This is a genomic window from Verrucosispora sp. TAA-831, assembly GCF_050780145.1.
Taxonomy (GTDB): Bacteria; Actinomycetota; Actinomycetes; order Mycobacteriales; family Micromonosporaceae; genus Micromonospora.
Genome location: NZ_CP192240.1, coordinates 2623677 through 2641296 on the forward strand (window position 1 = coordinate 2623677; position 17620 = coordinate 2641296).

Here is a 17620-nt window from a genome sequence, read left to right on the forward strand (position 1 = left end):
CTCAGCCCACCGCCCCGTCGGCCCGCAGGGCCGCCACCCGCTCCGGACCGTAGCCGACCTCGCCGAGGACCTCGTCGGTGTGCTCGCCGGGCCAGGGCGGCGGCCGGCGTACCGAGGTGGGGGTGCCGGAGAAGCGGGGGGCCGGGGCCGGTTGCACCACCCCGTCCCGGACCACGAACGTGTCCCGGGCGGCCAGGTGCGGGTGCTGCGGCGCCTCGGCACAGTCCAGCACCGGCGCCACGCACGCGTCCGAGGCGGTGAGCAGTGCCGCCCACTCGTCCCGGGTCCGCGTCCGGAACAGCCGCGCCCAGGCGGCCCGCAACGCCGGCCAGTTCGCCGGGTCGGTCCGGTCCGGCGCCTCGTCGCCCGACACCGGGAAGCCGGTACGGCGGACCAGTTCCTCGTAGAAGCGCGGCTCCAGCGCACCGACCGCGACATGCCGTCCGTCCGCGCACTCGTAGGTGTCGTAGAACGGCGCGCCGCCGTCGAGCAGGTTGACCCCGCGCGGGTCCTGCCAGAGGCCGAGTCCCCGTAACGCGTGGATCTGCGTGCCGAGCACCGCCACCCCGTCCACGATGGCCGCGTCGATCACCTGGCCGGTGGCGCCGCCGCGCACCGCGTAGAGCGCACAGACCACGCCCAGGGCCAGCATCATCCCGCCGCCGCCGAAGTCGCCGAGCAGGTTGAGCGGGGGCACCGGCCGATCGTCGGCCCGCCCGATGCCGTGCAGCGCGCCGGTCAACGCGAGGTAGTCGATGTCGTGCCCGGCGTACGGGGCGCTCGGGCCGTCCTGCCCCCAACCGGTCATCCGGCCGTACACCAGTCTCGGGTTGACCGCGTGGCAGTCGGCCGGGCCGAGGCCGAGGCGCTCGGTCACGCCGGGCCGGAACCCCTCGACCAGCGCGTCCGCGCCCTCCACCAGCGCCAGCACCACCTCGCGTCCACCGGCGGACTTGAGATCCACGCCGACCGAGCGTCGGCCCCGGTTGAGCAGGTCCGGATGGGCGGTGCCGAAGGCGGTGGGGTCCACCTCGGTGACCCGGTCCACCCGGATCACGTCCGCGCCGAGATCGGCCAGCATCATCGCGGCGAAGGGGCCGGGACCGATCCCGGCCAGCTCGACCACGCGTACTCCGGCGAGTGGGCCGGCCGCCCGTTCTGCGGTCATCGTCATCACGATAGGCGCTCGTGTCCGAGTCCGGTACCGGCATCGTCACTCCGCGTTCCGACCTGGTCGGACGCGGTCCACGCCGATGGGAGCCCCCGTCTGGCGGGTCGGATCGGGCTGTCCTAACCTTGGCGGTACGAGGGGAGTACTTCCCACGAACCATACCGGTCAGTACGGCGCACCCCGGGTGTGCCTCGGGTGGTTGCCCACCGAAACGTGGGTGAAGGAGACCTCGAACATGACACGGTGTTCGAGGAGGCCCCATGTCCGAATTGTCCTATGCTGCTGCCGGTTTGCAGTCGGTGGGTACGCCCACTCTCTGGGCGGTGACGATCGCCGGCGTGCTGGCCCTGCTGGTACTCGACTTCGTGGTGACGCGCAAGCCCCACGAGGTGTCCCTGCGGGAGGCACTGGGCTGGTCGACCTTCTACATCGCGCTGCCGCTGGCCTTCGGTGCCTGGGTGTGGTCCGAGTTCGGTTCGGAACGGGGCTTCGAGTACCTGACCGGCTATCTGGTCGAGAAGTCGCTGTCGGTGGACAACCTGTTCGTGTTCATGCTGCTGCTGGCGGCATTCGCGGTGCCGGCCGAGTTGGCCCAGCGGGTGCTGCTGTTCGGGATTACCGGCGCGTTGGTGCTGCGGGGCATCTTCATCGCGTTGGGTGCGGCGGCGTTGCAGACGCTGGACTTCGCGTTCCTGATCTTCGCGTTGATCCTGTTGTTCACTGCGGCGAAGCTGTTGCGGGACGCGTTCACCGGGCACGAGCAGTCGGTCGACATCGGCAACATGCGCTCGGTGCGACTGCTGCGCAAGTTCATGCCCGTCGTGCGCGAGTACCACGGCACCAAGATGGTCGTCCGGGTCGACGGTCGGCGCGCCCTCACGCCGCTGGCGCTGGTGGTGGTGGCCGTCTTCGCCACCGACGTGGTCTTCGCGGTGGACTCGGTGCCGGCGGTCTACGGCATCACCGAGGACCCGTACCTCGTCTTCGCCACGAACGCGTTCGCGTTGCTGGGTCTGCGGGCGCTCTATTTCGTGCTGCACGCCGCGCTCAGCCGCCTGGTCCACCTCACCTACGGCCTGGCGATCATCCTGGCGTTCATCGGCGTCAAGCTCGGCCTGCACTGGGCGCACGGCATCTGGGAGGGCGTGCCGGAGATCCCGACCGTGGCGTCCCTGCTGGTCATCATCGGTGTGCTGACGGTCGTGACGATCACCAGCCTGCGTGCCACCCGCAACGTGGTGCCGGGCTCCAAGGAGGTCGTCACCGAACGGAAGTGACCCGCCCCCGTGACGGGGCCGGGCGTGGTACGACTGTGCGGTGGGTATCGTCACGCCCGGCTTCCAGGGTCGGCCACGCGCCGACGCACCGGACCTGCCACCCGGTCAGTACCTGACACCCGACTTCCCCGTGCTCTCCGCCGGCCCCACACCGAAGGTGCCGCGCGAGAGCTGGGAGTTCGTCATCACCACCGAGACCGGCACGGAGTACCGCTGGTCCTGGGCCGAGATGATGGCGTTGCCGCAGGAGACCCCGACGGTCGACATCCACTGCGTCACCCGCTGGTCGAAGCTCGGCACCACCTGGCGGGGCGTCTCGCTGGACACCCTGCTGGACGGGGTGGACACCGCGGCGGACTACGCCCTCGCCCACTCCTACGGCGGCTACAGCACGAACCTGCCGCTGGAGGACCTGATGGACGGTCGGGCCTGGCTGGTGCACACGTACGACGACGCGGAGCTGCCCGCCGAGCACGGCGGACCGGCCCGGCTGCTGGTGCCGCACCTGTACTTCTGGAAGTCCGCCAAGTGGGTGCGCGGCATCCGGCTGGGCCTGGAGGACACCCCCGGTTTCTGGGAGACCGCCGGCTACCACGACTACGGGGATCCGTGGCGTGAGCAGCGGTACCAGGGCGATTGAGCGGGCGGATGCGGTGGCAGCAGGCCCGGCTGGTGCACCGCCGGGTCGAGACGCCCACCGCGCACACCCTGGTGCTCCAGGTGCCGGGCTGGCCCGCCCACGTGCCCGGGCAGCACGTCGACCTGCGGCTCACCGCTGCGGACGGGTACCAGGCGGCCCGGTCGTACTCGCTGGCCGCGCCGGCCGACGGCGACCACATCGAGGTGACCGTGCAACGGGTGCCCGACGGCGAGGTGTCGCCGTTCCTGGTCGACGGCTACCGCGAGGGTGACCCGATCGAGGTGCGCGGCCCGATCGGCGGCTGGTTCGTCTGGCGGCCCACCCAGACCGACCCGGTGCTGCTGGTCGCCGGAGGCTCGGGTGTGGTGCCGTTGATGGCGATGATCCGGTCCCGCCGGTCCGCCGGCAGCCGCACCCCGTTCCGGCTGATCTACTCCGTGCGCACCCCGACCGACGTGTTCTACGCCGACGAGCTGCGGCGGCGGGTCCGCGACGACGCCGGTCTCGACGTCGCGTACGTCTACACCCGCGAGGCCCCGGACGGCTGGTCGGGCGAACCGCACCGGCTCGGCCTCGCCGACGTCAACACGCACGGCTGGCCACCGGAGCTGACACCGCTGGTCTACGTCTGCGGCCCGACCGGCTTCGTGGAGACCGTCTCCGACCTGCTCGTCGGCCTGGGCCACCCGGCCCGGCGGGTGCGCACCGAACGCTTCGGCCCGACCGGCTGAGAGGAGCCACGGATGACCGCGCTGCCGTACGTGGACGGGAACATGCTCGACGGCCCGCTGGGGGAGGTGTTCGCGGTGGACCTGAGCACGGCCACCGGTCGCTGCGCCCACTGCGGTACCGCCGGCCCGATGGCCGGCCTACGGGTCTACTCGCACGCCCCGGGGCTGGTGGCCCGTTGTCCGGCCTGCGCGGACGTGATGCTCCGGCTGGTCCGCGCACCGGACCGGGCCTGGCTGGACCTGCGCGGAGCAACGTTCCTCCAGTTCCCGATGCCGTCGGACCGGCCCTTCGGCCGGTAGGTGGCCGGGGCGACGTTTGTCGGCCTGCGGGGTGGGAACGGCCCCGGAATGACGAAGCCTCGTGTGGTGATCGTGGGGGCCGGTTTCGCCGGGTACCACGCGGCGAAGACGCTCAGCCGCCTGGCCCGCGACCGGGCCGAGATCGTCCTGCTGAACTCGACCGACTACTTCCTCTATCTGCCGCTGCTGCCCGAGGTGGCCGCCGGTGTGGTGGAGCCGGGTCGGATCGCGGTGCCGCTGACCGGCACGCTGGACGGGGTGCGGGTGGTCATCGGCGAGGCGGACCACGTCGACCTGCAGAACCGGTGGGTGGGGTTCACCCAGCCCGAGGGGGAGCACAACCGCCTGGCGTACGACCGGCTGGTCCTCGCCGTCGGCAGCGTGAACAAGCTGCTGCCGATTCCCGGCGTGACCGAGTACGCGCACGGCTTCCGGGGTCTGCCGGAGGCGCTCTACCTGCACGACCACGTGGTCCGTCAGATCGAGTTGGCCGAGCAGGCCGAGGACCCGGCCGAACAGCAGGCCCGGGCCACGTTCGTGGTGGTGGGCGCCGGCTACACCGGGACCGAGGTGGCCGCGCACGGGCAACTCTTCACCGACGCGTTGACCGCCCAGCGTCCCCGGTTGCCGATCCGCCCGAAGTGGATGCTGCTGGACGTCGCGCCCCGGGTGCTGCCGGAGCTGGACCGGCGGATGTCGCGTACCGCCGACCGGGTGCTGCGCCGCCGCGGCGTCGACGTCCGGATGGGCACCTCGGTGGCGGTCGCCACCGCCGACGGGGTCACCCTCACCGACGGGGAGTACGTGCCGACCTGCTCGTTGATCTGGTGCGTCGGCGTCCGTCCCGACCCGTTCGTGGCGCAACTGGGCCTGCGGACGGAGAAGGGACGGCTGGTCGTCGACGAGTACCTCAACGTGCCGGGCTTCCCCGAGGTGTACGCCTGCGGTGACGCCGCCGCCGTGCCCGACCTGACCCGGCCCGGCGAGATCTGCACGATGACCGCGCAGCACGCCCAGCGGCAGGGCAAGCTCGCCGCGCACAACATCGCCGCCTCGTACGGGCAGGGTCGGCGTCGGCCGTACAAGCACCACGACCTCGGTTGGGTGGTCGACCTCGGCGGCAAGCAGGCGGCGGCGAACCCGCTCAAGGTGCCCCTGTCGGGCCTGCCGGCGAAGGCCGTGACCCGTGGCTACCACCTGTTGGCCATGCCGGGCAACCGGGCCCGGGTGAGCGCGGACTGGCTGCTCGACGCCGCGTTGCCTCGGTCGGCGGCCCAGTTGGGTCTGATCCCCGCCGACGCGGTGCCGTTGGAGAGCGAGTCGCCGGAGCTGCCGAGCCACGCCCGCTGACCGGCCGCCGGGCGGGGGACGCCCGCCCGGCGGCGGTGATCAGCCGGCGGCCAACCCGGCGCCCGCCTCGTCGATCGCGTCGTCGACGGCGTGGGCCAGGTCGACGTCCATCGCGGTCACCGCTCCGGCGTTGCGGCTGCTGACGGTCAGCACCGCCGTGGTGGGGCCGGCGCGGCCGATGCGCGGCCGTCGGCCGGTCTCGTCCCGGAGCAGGTCGAGCCGGTCGAGCACCCGGTCGAGGTTGTCCGCGGGCAGTTCCAGCGTCCGGGACAGCGCCTCGCCGTCGCCGGACCAGTAGGGCAGCCCGCTCAGCGCGTCGCGCAGTTCGCCGTCGGTGAGCGGCGGGGTGCTGCCGTCGACGCCGACCACACCGCCGCCGGCTGCCGGCGGGTCGAGCAGGTCGCGCAACTCGTCCGGGACGTGCAGCGAGTCGACCAGGTCGCGGTCCTGCTCGGCGAGCGCCGCCAGGGTGGCCTCAGCCTGGTATCGGGCCTGCTCCGGGGTACGTCCGCTGATCCGGCCCACCTCGGACAGGAATCCGGACAGGTCCCGGTGGCGTCGGATGCCGTCGACCGGCACGACGTCGTGCAGCGAGGTCGGTACCGCCCGCAGCAGGCGCCGGCGCTCGCTAGCCTCCAGGGCCGTGGCCAGTACGAGCACCGTCGACTCGACCCCGACCTTGGCGGTACGGAAGTCGACGCCGGACCGCCGGACGACGTCCTCGACGAGTTCGCGGTAGCCCATGCTGGTGACTCCCGGGGCGTTCGTGCCCGGCTCGGGTCGGGGCCGAGGGTTCGCGGCGACCCCGGCCGGCGGAGGCGCGGGCCCACCGCGCGTCGTGTCCGGTTTGTGGTTCTTTCCGGCCGGCGGCGGACCGGCGCGTTTGCTCTGCTCCAGGTGCGTGAGCTGCTTGGAGGCGCTCAGACTCGCACCGGTGTCGGCGGCCTGAATACCGCGCTCACGGGCCTGCCGGGCCAGAGCGCGGCGGCGCTGGTTGTCGCCCTCCATCTGCTTGCGCACGGTGACACCTCGCTTCCGTCGGTTCTCGTCGGGCCTCACCGTGCCGCGTTCCCGTTGCCAGCGAGCAGGAAACGATCGCTCGGCCCGCGAGACGATCGTTCCCGGACGGGCCGGAGGGCTTCATCCGGCCCGGGTGAGGGGCGCTCACCCGGGCCGGCCGGACGATCGGGGTCGCCGGAGAACCCGGTGTGAGGCACGAACTTCCGAGGCACGCGGAAGGGAAGGTCCGATGAAGCAGATTGTCGAGATCGTCCCCGCCCGACCGGGCTGGTACGCGCGATGGCGTCTGACCGCCGAGAACACCCGGTGCTACCCGGTGACGCTGTGGGCGTTGCTGGAGGAGCCCGACGGCACCGGCCGCGAGGTGATCGGCGTCGATTGCGCCGGCCAGTGGCCCGGTGCGGAGGACGACGGCACGGACGGGGAGTTCGTCCGGTATCTGTTCCAGCCGCCGGAGGCGGGACCGCCCGACGACGCGGAGAGCACCGCCGAGCCGCATCGCGTGGGAACCCGTCCGGTCCCGACGCCCTGAGCCTTCCTCCGGCCCCCGGCCCCTGGTCCCAGGGTCGGGGGCCACCCCGGTCGGGCCGCGCCTCGCGCGCTCGGCCGACCGCGCGGTGACTCAGCCGACCGCGGTGACGCCGTCGCCGTCCACGGCCGGCGGCAGTTGCAGCAGCTCGGCCAAGCCGGTGCGGTCCAGCAGTTGACGCAGGATCGGGTTGACGTTGACCAGCCGGATCGGGTCGGACCCGCTGCGATGGGCCACCACGAAGGCGCTCAGCCCGGAGGAGTCGCACAGGCCGACCCCGGCGAGGTCGATGACGAGCTGCCCGTAGCCGGAGCGGCGCAGTTCCGCGACGGCGGCGATCAGGTCGGGTGCGCTGTCGAAGTCCAGGTCACCGGTCAGCCGCAGCTCGGCGCGTCCGGCGTCGAGACGGCTGACCTCGATGGCCAACAGCGGGGAGGACATGGACTCCATGCTCCCAGCCTCTGCGTCTGACGCAAGTCGCGGGGTCGGCGTTTTCGCCCGGAGAACAACTTTCACGCGGTGACGGTCGGCTGGTCCTCCGGCCCGGTCGCCGGTCCACCGTCACCGACCGGACGGGCGAGCAGCCCGGTGACGCCGGTCATGTCGAGGATGGTCTCCAGGAACCGCGGCACCGCGCACAGCTCCACCGTGCTGCCGTACCGCTGTCCCTCCCGCCAGGCGTGCACGATCACGCTGAGCCCGGTGCTGTCGATGAACTGCAGGTCCGCGAAGTCCAGCACGACCCTGGCCGGACCGCCGGTCAGCAGCCGGTCGATCTCCACCCGGAGTGGGGTCGCCGTGGTGTAGGCCAGGTCGCCGCCGACCCGGATGACGGGTGCCCGGGGATCGGCCCGGTCGACGGACATGCTCAGTGGCGTCGACTCGGGTCTCCGACCGTGTGACAGCAACGATCAGCCTTCCGCGGGGGTGGGTGGGCAGCGGCGTTCCGGATCGTAACAATCCCTGAGCTGCACCGCCTCTCGGGCGCGGCCGACCCCGGGTGAGCCGTACCGGGCGGGGCGCCGGCCGCCGTCGCTGCCAGGTGGCGGTATGCCGCGAGCAGCGTAGGGTGGGTGGAGGAACCACGACCGTGCGCCCCGCGCAACGCGGGTGCGGAATCGACAAGGAGTAGGGCCGAGCTGGTGACGGGTGCCGACGTCAGGGATCTCGAGCCCGGCGACGGACGGTTTACCCCGCCACGAGTCGCCCGGGTCCCGGCATGGCGCCCGGAGACGCCCCGGCCCACCGGTCTCTCCGCCCTGGAGCGCTCCCACTCGGCAGCCGACTGGCCCGAGGTGGTCGAGCACCTCCGCGAGGGAATCGTGGTGTGCGGCCCCGACGACATCGTGTGGCACGTCAGCCCGGTCGCCGAACGCCTCCTGCCGGAGATCGCCGTCGGCGGCACGCCGGCCACGGTCGACGGGCTGCGCACCGGGCAGACCGACTTCCTCCACCACGGCCGTCGACTCCGGGCCCGCCGGGTGCCGCTGACGGCCGGTCGGAGCTGCTGGTACGTGGAGGACGTCAGCGAGAGCGCCGAGCGTGTCGAGGCGCTCGCCGCCGAGCGCGCCCGGTCCGCCTTCCTGGCCGTCGTCGGCGAGAAGCTGGGCAATCCGCTGCATCCGGACCGGGCCGCCGCTGCCGTGGTCCGGCTCGCCGTACCCACCCTGGCGGAGGTGGCGGTGCTGGTCCTGGCACCGCGCTCCGGCCGGGCCCGCTGGTGGCGGGCCCGCCGCGCCGACGACGAGGCACCGGTGGTGGACCGGGGAGTGCTCTCCGCCACCGACCTGCCGCCGGCTGTTGCGGACAGTCTTGAGGGCGTCCAGCCGCACACCGTCGACTGGCTCGTCGAACAGGCCGTCGAAGCGGGCTGGCTGCCCGGGTTGGCCGCCGCCGACGTCTGTGCCCGACTGGTGCAGTTGCCCGGTCGGGACGCACCCGCAGGAGTGCTGCTGGTGGCCCGCGCGGCCACCGACTGGTACGCCGAGGAGGACGTCGACCTGCTCCGGGCGTTCGCCGCCCGCGCCGGTGCCGCGCTGACCACCGCGCTGCTCTATCGCGAGCAGGCGGAGGTGGCCGACACCCTGCAGTCCAGCCTGCTGCCGGTGGCACCGGCGGAGGCGCCGGGCGTGCAGTGGGGTACGGCGTACCGCCCGGCCCAGGCGGGGCTGCGCATCGGCGGCGACTTCTACGGCTCCCACCGGCTGCCCGACGGCGGCTCGGTGTTCTTCCTCGGCGACGTCTCGGGCAAGGGGGTGGAGGCGGCCGTCTTCACCGGCCAGCTCCGGCAGTGCCTGCACGCGCTGCACCGGGTCGAGCAGCAGCCCGCCCGACTGTTGCAACTGCTCAACGACGCGTTGCTGGAGACCACCCTGGCCCACGGGCAGGGCCGGTTCGCCACGCTGGTGCTGGGCGTGGTCCGCCCGCACCGCGACGGCGGCCTGTCGCTGACCCTGGCCGGCGGCGGGCACCTGCCGCCACTGGTGCTGCGGAACTCCGGCGAGGTCGAGCAGTTGCCGCTGCGCGGCATGCTCATCGGCGTGGTGCCGGACCCGCGCGTCGGTCAGGTCACCGTCCGGCTGGCCGCGGGTGAGACGTGTCTGCTCTACAGCGACGGCGTCACCGAGGCGCGCGGCGGGCGGCGGGGCGACGAGCAGCTCGGCACCGACCGGCTGGTGCAGGCGGTCACCGACTGCCAGCGGATGCCCGCGCCCGCCCTGGCCGAGCGGATCGAGCAGGTCACCTGCGACTGGCTGGCGCACCGTGACCACGACGACATCGCGGTGCTCGCGCTGCGCGCCACCGGCGCCGGTCCGCGCTCGCACCGGCACCTGCACGCGGTGCCCGCCCCGCCCGGGGACGGGGAAGGGACGACCGGGTCGTGACCACCGCGACCAGGGGAGTCCTCTCCGCCGCCGCGTACGAGGACTACCTGCGCTGTCTCGCCGAGGCCGACGAGTCCGCCGCCATCGAGGTGGCCCGGGGGCTGCTCGACGGCGGGGTGCCCGCCGAGCGTCTGCTGCTCGAACTGGTCGCCCCGGCCCAGGCCGAGGTAGGGGAGCGGTGGGCCCGCAACGAGTGGAGCGTGGCGCAGGAACACGCCGCCACGCACATCAGCGAGCGGGTGGTGGCGGCCATCGCCGCGTACTGCGAGGTGCGGCCGACCCGGGGTCGGATCGTGGTGGCCTGCATGGACGGCGAGTGGCACGCGCTGCCGGCCCGGCTGGTCGCCGAGATGCTGCGCCTGCGCGGCTGGCAGGTGACCTTCCTCGGGGCCAGCGTGCCCGCCGCGCACCTGGTGTCGTACCTGCACCGGCACGACGCGGACGTGGTCGCGCTGGCGTGCGCGCTGCCGATGCGGTTGCCGCACGCGCACCGCATGGTCCAGGCATGCCGGCGCGCGGACGTGCCGGTGGTGGTCGGCGGGCGGGGCTTCGGCGTGGACGGCCGCTGGGCGCAGCGCCTCGGCGTGCTGTGGGCGCCCGACGGGCCGACCGCCGCCCGCCTGCTCGCCGACGAGCGGACGCTGCGGGCCGGGCCGCCGCCGGCCAGCCTGGCGCACCTCGCCGACGACGAGTACGCCGCCCTGGTCGCCCGGCGCGGCGAACTCATCGACAGCGCGCTGGCCGACCTGGCGCAGCGGCACCCGGTCGCCCGCGACTACACCCCGGCACAGATGGACTCGACGGTCAGCGACCTCGGCCACATCCTGGACTTCCTGGCCGCCGCGCTCTACGTCGACGACGACACGCTGTTCACCGAGTTCGTCGACTGGCTGGTGGCCGTGCTGGAGAGTCGCGGCGTGCCGGAGGCCGCGGTGGACGTCGTCCTGAGCCACTACGCGCGCGTCTTGCAGGACTTCCCGCGCGCCGCCGGATACCTCCGGTCGGGCCGCGCCGTGGTGGCGGCGCGCTGCGCCCGCCCGGCACCCGCCGAGGCGTAAGATCCGGCCGGCCGTCGGGCTGGCACTATACTTGCGCCACTGCAAGCATCTGTCTCGTGAGGGCGGGAGGAATCACCGTGACGTTCACCGTCACGTACGCCGAGCGCCTCGGCGGCGGGCCCACCCGTCTCCGGCTCGCCGGCGAACTCGACATGAGTACCGCCGGACAGCTCAACGCCGTCATCGACCGGCTGGCCGACGCCGGGGAGCGCCGGTTGCTGGTCGACCTGACCGACCTCACGTTCTGCGACTCGACCGGCATCTCGGTCTTCGTCCGGGGCGACAACCGGGCGGCGGCCGAGGGCGGCTGGTTGCGCGTCACCGGCGCGAGCGGCCGGGTGGAGCGGGTGCTCAAGGTGACGGGTCTCGCCGAGGTGCTGGGGTACGGTGCTGACGCCGTCGACCCGGCGGCCACCGACCGCCCGGGGATGGGCTAGATTTCCCGCCAGCGCGGGGCCGAGAGGTCCCGTCCTCGCCGACCTGAGGCAGGTAACGATGGGCGCACGCACCCTTGACCCGGTACACATCCTCGTCGTCGACGACGACCCGGGTGACGTGCTCATGATCGAGGAGGCGCTGGCCACCTCGACCGTCGACAAGGTCATCGACGTGGTCAGCGACGGCCAGGAGGCGATGGAGTTCCTGCGCCGCGAGGGGCGGCACGCCGGGGCACACCGGCCGGACGTGATCCTGCTCGACCTGAACATGCCCCGGATGGACGGACGGCAGGTGCTGGGCGAGGTCAAGAACGACGAGGACCTGCGGACCATTCCGATCGTCGTGCTGACCACGTCGAACGCGGACACCGACATCATCAGCAGTTACACGTTGCAGGCCAACGCGTACGTCACCAAGCCGATCGACCTGGACGACTTCAACGACGTCGTGCACCGCATCGACGAGTTCTTCGGCCGGGTCGTGGTGCTGCCCAAGCGCGCCTGACGCCCGCCGGCCCGACCGTCGCCCGCACGGCGCGAGGCGGGTCGGACCGGCGAGTGCGCGGGTCAGGTCAGCGCCGCCACGATGGTGGCGGCCCGCTCCTCGTGCTGCGCGTAGGCGTACGGGTAGGCGGAGATCTGGACGGCCTGGGCGGCCATCGTCAGGCTCATCTGCTGCCAGCCCGGCACCTTCAGCAGCGCCTCGTAGAAGGCGCGCGAGGCGTACGCGGGCCGCATCAGGTCGCGTACGCTGCCCCAGCCGCTGCTGGGCCGCTGCTGGAAGAGCCCGACCGAGTCGTGGTCCCAGCCGATCGCCTGGTGCGGGTAGTTCTGCGACTCGGGCAGCACGCCGCTGGCGTAGTTGAGCAGCGTGCTCTCCTGCATGGCGGTGGCGACGGCGACGACGAGGCCCTGGCGCGGGATGTCGAGGTCCTCGCCGACCTCCACGATCACCTTGGCGTTGTCCATCTGCGCCTGGGTCAGTCCGGCGACCGGCCGGGGCCGGGCCGGCGGGGCCGGCGTCGTCTTCTTCGGCTTGGGGGAGGTCGTCTTCTTCGGCGTCGGCGAGGCGCTCGGTGACGCGCTGGGGCTCGGGCTGGTCGGCGTGGGCGAGGGGCTGCGGTCGAAGGAGCGGGAGGCGGGGTCGTCCTCGGCGGCCAGGGCGCGCTCGGCCACCGACTCGGCGACCTGGGCCCGGGGGGCCTCGTCGTCGTCCCGGTTCGCCGTCGCCACCGCCGCCGCGCCGAGGCAGCAGGTCACGCCGGTGGCGAGGGCCACCCGGACCGGGGTGGAGGCCAGCAGGGAGCGGACGCCACGACGGGGGCCCGTCAGGCGACGGTGTCGCCCTATCATCCTTTCGGATGATGCTCCGTCGGTCGTACGGCTCGCCGGTCGCTCGGGGTTCGGCTTCTGGTCGATCGGGTCGTCGGGATGCACCCGCCGAGGCTAGAAAGCTCGCGGCCCGCTGCCATCAGCCCGCTTGGTGGCATGCGTCACAATTTGTGGTTGTCCACCGGTCAATGCCGCACGCTTCATCGGATAGCGGATGCACCTCAGCTATCCGTCGTTCCCGCCATGCCGGATTTGTTAGCGCGAACCGGACGAAATTGCGAAGTCATCGCCGTCGATCGGTCGAGGGTGGCCCATCGTCCGTTCGGTGGACCGTCGCATCGATCCACCGGGCCGTCACCGGCCCGCCCGGTCGGCCCCCCGGTCCCCACCCGCCCCACCGGTCCCACGGACGTGCCGTGATGCGGCGTTCAGACGGGTCAGTGCCGGCCGTTCTCGGCCGGGGTGACCGTCAGCCGGTGCCGGCCGCCGTCGGCGCTGGAGAACGGCCACAGCCGGTCGGCCTGCTCCACCAGCTCGCTGAGCTGCTGGCGGGTCAGCCCCACCGACGAGATCGAGGCGTGCACGTCCGCCCGGTACCGGCCGTCGTCGTCGCGACCGAGGCTGGCCTCCGCGCGTACCTGCACGGTGTGTGCCTCGTCGGTGATCCCGCCGGCCGCCTCGACCGCCGCGTGATGCAGGCAGGAGGCGAAGGCGGCGGCGAGCAACTGCGACGGGGTGAGCCCGCTGCAGTGCGCCGCCAACGGAGAGGCGAGGCCGGTGGAGAGCGCCTCGTCGTCGGTGTGGATGTGGCCACCCTCGGCGGTGGCCGTGGCAACCTCGTTCAGCCAGGAACTCATCGCGTTCCTCCCGTCGCTCCCCGCCCGGCTACCCGACCCCGAACGGGTGAAACTCACCGCGGATGCCGGCTCCACTGCACGCGCGGAGCGGCCTCGGTGACCTCGGCCGCCGCCCGCTCCGTCCACGGGCTGACCGGCGGGCGCTGACGGGGCAGCAGGGGTAGCTGCATCGGCACGTACACCCGGGCGTCCACCGCCTCGCCCAGTAGCAGGGCGGTGACCAGGCTGGTCGGCCGCCGGGCGGGATCGTCGGAGAGGCAGCGCCGGCACAGGTCGGCCACCTCGGCGGGCAACCCCGGGACCTCGGGCAGGGGGCGCGGTGGCTGCCGTCCGTGCGGCCCGAGCAACTGGGTGACGCTGTCCGCCGAGTACGGCAGCCGCCCGGCCAGGCAGCAGTAGAGCAGCACACCGAGGGCGTACATGTCGGCCGCCGGGGTGACCGGCGCCCGGCGCAGTTGCTCGGGGGCGAGGTACGCGGGCGTACCGACCACCACGCCGTCGGGCGTGGAGTCCGCGGTGCCGGTCGGGGTGGCGATGCCGAAGTCGAGCACCTTCACCCCCGACGGGGTGAGCATCACGTTCGCCGGTTTCACGTCCCGGTGCACGATGCCGTGCGCGTGGGCGGCGGCCAGCGCCGCACTCACCTCGGCGCAGACCCGGACGGCTATCTGCCAGTCCAGCGGCCCGGCGCGCAGGTGCGCGGCGAGCGTCATCCCCTCGGCCAGCTCCATCACGATGTACGGCTGCTCGCGCCCGGGCAGGCCGGCGCAGGTGCCGAAGTCGTGCACGCTCGCGACGTTGGGATGCACCAGCCGGGCCGCCGACCGGGCCTCGGCGCGGATGCGCTCCACCGAGGCGTCACCGTCCGGCTGGCCCGGCGACACCAGCTTCACCGCCACCGGCCGGTCGAGCACCGTGTCGTGGGCCCGCCAGACCTCGGACATCCCGCCGACGCCGATGCGCTGTTCGAGCCGGTATCGCCCGTCCAGCGTCCGCATGGACCGCTCCTCGCCCTCGTGCCGCCACACCGTGCTGCACCTGACTGCACGGCGTCCGGCACGGTACCCCGTCGTTGATCAGGGCAAACCGGCCTCCGGCGGCGGCCGGTGCGTTAGCGTGCGAGCCGGGACGGCGACGAACCGGACGAGCGGAGAGCGGAGCACACGATGAGCGAGGTGACCGTACGTTTCGTCGGCGGCCCGGCCGACGATCTGGTCCGGGCGTTGCCGGCCGGCCCCGACGGGGCGCCGCCCCGGCTGTGGGTGCTGCGCCGGCCGGAGTCCGCACCGGACCCCGCCGCCGACCATCTCTACGCGCGGCAGCGGCCCGACGGCACGGGGGGCTGGACGATGCGCTTCGTCCGGACCGACCCGGTCGGCGTGACCGAGTGACCGGACCCGCGCGCGGGGGACACACACAGCCGGCACACAGCCACCGCACAAGCGGAGCGCAGTCCGTCGGCTCACGATGGGAACCATGATGAGCGAGGGAGCGGTCGGGTCGGGGCGCGTCGAGTTGCGCCGGCCCGACGGCGAACCGGTCCGGGTCCTCGTCGTCGACGACGAACCGACCCTGACCGACCTGCTGTCGATGGCCCTGCGCTACGAGGGCTGGCAGGTCCGTACCGCCGGGGACGGTACGGCGGCGGTCCGCGCCGCCCGGCAGTTCCGGCCCGACGCGGTGGTGCTCGACGTGATGCTCCCGGACCTCGACGGCTTCCAGGTGCTGCGCCGGCTGCGCGAGGAGAGCGCCACCCTGCCGGTGCTGTTCCTGACCGCCCGGGACGCGGTCGAGGAGCGCATCGCCGGGCTGACCGTGGGCGGCGACGACTACGTGACCAAGCCGTTCAGCCTGGAGGAGGTGATCGCCCGGCTCCGGGCGCTGCTGCGCCGCTCCGGCTTCGCGGTCGCCGCCCGGCCCGACGCGGTGCTCACCGTCGGCGGCCTCACGCTGGACGAGGACAGCCACGAGGTACGCCGGGACGGGCAGTTGGTCACGCTCACCGCCACCGAGTTCGAGCTGCTGCGCTACCTGATGCGCAATCCGCGCCGGGTGCTGAGCAAGGCGCAGATCCTCGACCGGGTGTGGAACTACGACTTCGGCGGTCAGGCCAACGTGGTCGAGCTGTACATCTCGTACCTGCGCAAGAAGATCGACGCCGGTCGCCCGCCGATGATCCACACTTTGCGTGGGGCCGGGTACCTGCTCAAGCCGGCGGAGTGAGGATGCTGCGGCGCTGGCTGGCCGGCTGGTCGCTGCGTACCCGCCTGGTGGTCACGCTGGTCGCCCTGCTCGCCGTGGTCAGCCTGGCCATCGGCGGGCTGACCACGGTGGCGCTGCGGCAGTTCCTGATCTCCCGGCTGGACCAGCAGTTGCAGTCCATGCCCGGCGGTCGTCCCGGCGTGCCGTGGGAGCCCGTGCCGGGCGGCGGGCCGTGGAACGGGGACGTGCGGGTCCCGCGCGGCTTCCCGTCCGGCACGATCAGCGCGCGGATCGTCGACGGCCAGGTCACCGAGGCGTGGACGCTCGTCGGCCGTCAGGAGCAGGAGGTGCCGGTCACGGAGGTGTCGGCGCTGGCCCGGGTCCCCACCGACGGTCGCCCGCGCAGCGTCGAGCTGGGCGAGCGGGGCGGCTACCGGCTGGTGGCCCGCCCGTCGGCCACCGGAACCGCCCGGGTGCTCGCGGTGCCGCTGTCCGGGGTGCGCGAGACCGTGTGGTGGATGGTGGCCGCGCAGGCCGGCGTCACCGCGGCCGGGGTGCTGGTCGCCGGCACCGCCGGGGCGCTGATCGTGCGGGCCACGCTGCGGCCCCTGCGTCGGGTCGCCGCCACCGCCGCGCACGTCAGCGAACTGCCGCTGGACCGGGGCGAGGTGGCCCTCTCCGAACGGGTGCCGGTCGCCGACACCGACCCGCGAACCGAGGTCGGTCAGGTCGGGTCCGCGCTCAACCGGATGCTCGGGCACGTCGCCGCCGCGCTCGCCGCCCGCCAGGCCAGCGAGACCCGGGTACGCCAGTTCGTCGCCGACGCCAGCCACGAGTTGCGCACCCCGCTGGCCGCGATCCGCGGGTACGCGGAGGTGGCCCGCCGGGGTCGCGACCGGGTCCCGCCCGACGTGGCCCACGCACTGCGCCGCGTCGAGTCGGAGAGCACCCGGATGACCCGGCTCGTGGACGACCTGCTGCTGCTGGCCCGGCTCGACTCCGGCCGACCGCTGGCCGTCGAACCGGTCGACCTCACCGCACTCGTGGTGGACGCGGTCAGCGACGCGCACGTGGCCGGTCCGGAGCACCGCTGGCAGCTCGACCTGCCCGACACCGTGGTCCGGGTGCCCGGCGACCCGGCCCGGCTGCACCAGGTGCTGGCGAACCTGCTGACCAACGCGCGGGTGCACACGCCGCCCGGCAGCACCGTCACCACCGGGCTGCGGCTGGCCGACGGCGTGGCCGAACTGCGCGTCGCCGACGACGGGCCGGGCGTGCCGCCCGAACTGCGGCCGGAGGTGTTCGAGCGGTTCGCCCGAGGCGACAGCTCCCGCTCCCGCGCGCACGGCAGCACCGGACTCGGCCTGGCCATCGTCGCCGCCGTCGTGGAGGCGCACCACGGCACCGTCACCCTGGACACCCGCCCCGGCGAGACCGTCCTCACCGTCCGTCTCCCACGCATGTAAGGAAGGGCACCTTCCTAACGCCTCGTGCATAGCAGGGGTCCCCTCCTTTCATCGGTGCGCCGATCTCACCGGTGCGCCGATTCGGGTGTTGTGCCCGACAGACAGCGGCAATCCGCGTACGGTGGCAGGAGTCCGGCAAAACGCACCAAACGTGAGTTTGATGTCGGACGGGAGCACCGAAGAAGACGGCGAGGGGAAGGAGCGGTCGGTGGACCACCTGGCCTACCTGGACGCGGGATCCGGCAGCCTGATCGTGCAGGCGGTGGTCGGCGGCGTCGCCGGCGTCGCGGTGGCGGCCAAACTGTACTGGCGCAGACTCGTCGACCGGTTCCGCCGCCAGCCCACCGACCAGAACTGACCCGCCC

General features: G+C 73.2%; 21 protein-coding genes. 14 read left to right on the plus strand and 7 right to left on the minus strand.

Translation table 11 applies throughout. The features are described from left to right. Position 1: 1 nt before the first annotated feature. The gene (locus ACQVFL_RS11915; RefSeq protein WP_431729359.1) at positions 2 to 1168 is read right to left on the minus strand and encodes a CaiB/BaiF CoA transferase family protein; all 1167 of its coding nucleotides are present in this window, start codon (positions 1166 to 1168) and stop codon (positions 2 to 4) included. A gap of 263 nt (positions 1169 to 1431) precedes the next feature. Here ACQVFL_RS11915 and ACQVFL_RS11920 point away from each other — a divergent pair, with 263 nt between their 5' ends. From ACQVFL_RS11920 to ACQVFL_RS11940, 5 genes are read left to right on the plus strand one after another with little or no spacing between them, the layout of a single operon-like run. After that, positions 1432 to 2448 carry a TerC/Alx family metal homeostasis membrane protein gene (locus ACQVFL_RS11920; protein ID WP_431729360.1) on the plus strand — a complete coding sequence of 339 codons (1017 nt, stop codon included), beginning with the start codon at positions 1432 to 1434 and terminating at the stop codon, positions 2446 to 2448. Positions 2449 to 2488: 40 nt separating this feature from the next. Continuing rightward, positions 2489 to 3088, plus strand: a complete 600-nt coding sequence (locus ACQVFL_RS11925) for a sulfite oxidase-like oxidoreductase (RefSeq protein ID WP_396694948.1) — start codon at positions 2489 to 2491, stop codon at positions 3086 to 3088. A gap of 8 nt (positions 3089 to 3096) precedes the next feature. Then, the gene (locus ACQVFL_RS11930; RefSeq protein ID WP_431729361.1) at positions 3097 to 3819 is read left to right on the plus strand and encodes a ferredoxin reductase; all 723 of its coding nucleotides are present in this window, start codon (positions 3097 to 3099) and stop codon (positions 3817 to 3819) included. 12 nt (positions 3820 to 3831) lie between these two features. After that, positions 3832 to 4119, plus strand: coding sequence for a DUF6510 family protein (locus ACQVFL_RS11935; RefSeq protein WP_396694943.1), 288 nt, complete (start codon positions 3832 to 3834; stop codon positions 4117 to 4119). A 48-nt stretch (positions 4120 to 4167) separates the two neighbouring features. Next, the gene (locus ACQVFL_RS11940) at positions 4168 to 5469 is read left to right on the plus strand and encodes an NAD(P)/FAD-dependent oxidoreductase (RefSeq protein WP_431729362.1); all 1302 of its coding nucleotides are present in this window, start codon (positions 4168 to 4170) and stop codon (positions 5467 to 5469) included. A 39-nt stretch (positions 5470 to 5508) separates the two neighbouring features. Here ACQVFL_RS11940 and ACQVFL_RS11945 read toward each other — a convergent pair whose 3' ends face one another. Further along, positions 5509 to 6489, minus strand: a complete 981-nt coding sequence (locus ACQVFL_RS11945) for a 4a-hydroxytetrahydrobiopterin dehydratase (protein WP_396694939.1) — start codon at positions 6487 to 6489, stop codon at positions 5509 to 5511. Between the two features lie 229 nt (positions 6490 to 6718). On the opposite strand from ACQVFL_RS11945, the gene ACQVFL_RS11950 reads away from it, so the two are divergent. Next, entirely contained in the window at positions 6719 to 7021 is a 303-nt protein-coding gene (locus tag ACQVFL_RS11950) for a hypothetical protein (RefSeq protein ID WP_396694937.1), read from the plus strand. Positions 7022 to 7111: 90 nt separating this feature from the next. Here the strand turns inward: ACQVFL_RS11950 and ACQVFL_RS11955 are convergent, their stop codons facing one another. Next, the gene (locus ACQVFL_RS11955) at positions 7112 to 7468 is read right to left on the minus strand and encodes an STAS domain-containing protein (RefSeq protein ID WP_431729363.1); all 357 of its coding nucleotides are present in this window, start codon (positions 7466 to 7468) and stop codon (positions 7112 to 7114) included. Positions 7469 to 7530: 62 nt separating this feature from the next. After that, entirely contained in the window at positions 7531 to 7884 is a 354-nt protein-coding gene (locus tag ACQVFL_RS11960; RefSeq protein WP_396694933.1) for an STAS domain-containing protein, read from the minus strand. A gap of 276 nt (positions 7885 to 8160) precedes the next feature. Here ACQVFL_RS11960 and ACQVFL_RS11965 point away from each other — a divergent pair, with 276 nt between their 5' ends. From ACQVFL_RS11965 to ACQVFL_RS11980, 4 genes are all read left to right on the plus strand, one after another. Beyond that, entirely contained in the window at positions 8161 to 9903 is a 1743-nt protein-coding gene (locus tag ACQVFL_RS11965; RefSeq protein WP_431729364.1) for a SpoIIE family protein phosphatase, read from the plus strand. After that, positions 9900 to 10961, plus strand: a complete 1062-nt coding sequence (locus ACQVFL_RS11970; RefSeq protein ID WP_431729365.1) for a cobalamin B12-binding domain-containing protein — start codon at positions 9900 to 9902, stop codon at positions 10959 to 10961. The genes ACQVFL_RS11965 and ACQVFL_RS11970 overlap by 4 nt, the downstream gene beginning before the upstream one ends. A gap of 77 nt (positions 10962 to 11038) precedes the next feature. Beyond that, positions 11039 to 11398, plus strand: coding sequence for an STAS domain-containing protein (locus ACQVFL_RS11975; RefSeq protein WP_396694928.1), 360 nt, complete (start codon positions 11039 to 11041; stop codon positions 11396 to 11398). Between the two features lie 58 nt (positions 11399 to 11456). After that, positions 11457 to 11903 (plus strand): response regulator, encoded by a 447-nt coding sequence (locus ACQVFL_RS11980; RefSeq protein WP_431729366.1) that lies wholly within the window; start codon positions 11457 to 11459, stop codon positions 11901 to 11903. A 62-nt stretch (positions 11904 to 11965) separates the two neighbouring features. Here ACQVFL_RS11980 and ACQVFL_RS11985 read toward each other — a convergent pair whose 3' ends face one another. The 3 genes from ACQVFL_RS11985 to ACQVFL_RS11995 all read right to left on the minus strand — a co-directional run bounded on the left by ACQVFL_RS11985 (position 11966) and on the right by ACQVFL_RS11995 (position 14585). Further along, positions 11966 to 12835 carry a hypothetical protein gene (locus tag ACQVFL_RS11985; RefSeq protein WP_431729367.1) on the minus strand — a complete coding sequence of 290 codons (870 nt, stop codon included), beginning with the start codon at positions 12833 to 12835 and terminating at the stop codon, positions 11966 to 11968. A gap of 332 nt (positions 12836 to 13167) precedes the next feature. After that, a complete protein-coding gene (locus ACQVFL_RS11990) occupies positions 13168 to 13587 on the minus strand; it encodes an OsmC family protein (protein WP_350697330.1) in 420 nt (139 codons plus the stop codon). 53 nt (positions 13588 to 13640) lie between these two features. Then, positions 13641 to 14585, minus strand: coding sequence for a serine/threonine-protein kinase (locus ACQVFL_RS11995; RefSeq protein ID WP_431729368.1), 945 nt, complete (start codon positions 14583 to 14585; stop codon positions 13641 to 13643). Between the two features lie 168 nt (positions 14586 to 14753). On the opposite strand from ACQVFL_RS11995, the gene ACQVFL_RS12000 reads away from it, so the two are divergent. The 4 genes from ACQVFL_RS12000 (at position 14754) to ACQVFL_RS12015 (ending at position 17613) form a co-directional block, all read left to right on the plus strand. Beyond that, positions 14754 to 14978 carry a hypothetical protein gene (locus ACQVFL_RS12000; protein ID WP_396694922.1) on the plus strand — a complete coding sequence of 75 codons (225 nt, stop codon included), beginning with the start codon at positions 14754 to 14756 and terminating at the stop codon, positions 14976 to 14978. 76 nt (positions 14979 to 15054) lie between these two features. Beyond that, positions 15055 to 15810: a response regulator transcription factor gene (locus ACQVFL_RS12005; protein ID WP_396694920.1), complete on the plus strand. Its 756-nt coding sequence runs from the start codon at positions 15055 to 15057 to the stop codon at positions 15808 to 15810. Positions 15811 to 15812: 2 nt separating this feature from the next. After that, entirely contained in the window at positions 15813 to 17255 is a 1443-nt protein-coding gene (locus ACQVFL_RS12010; protein ID WP_431729369.1) for a HAMP domain-containing sensor histidine kinase, read from the plus strand. 160 nt (positions 17256 to 17415) lie between these two features. Then, positions 17416 to 17613 (plus strand): hypothetical protein, encoded by a 198-nt coding sequence (locus tag ACQVFL_RS12015; RefSeq protein ID WP_431729935.1) that lies wholly within the window; start codon positions 17416 to 17418, stop codon positions 17611 to 17613. Positions 17614 to 17620: the final 7 nt, after the last annotated feature.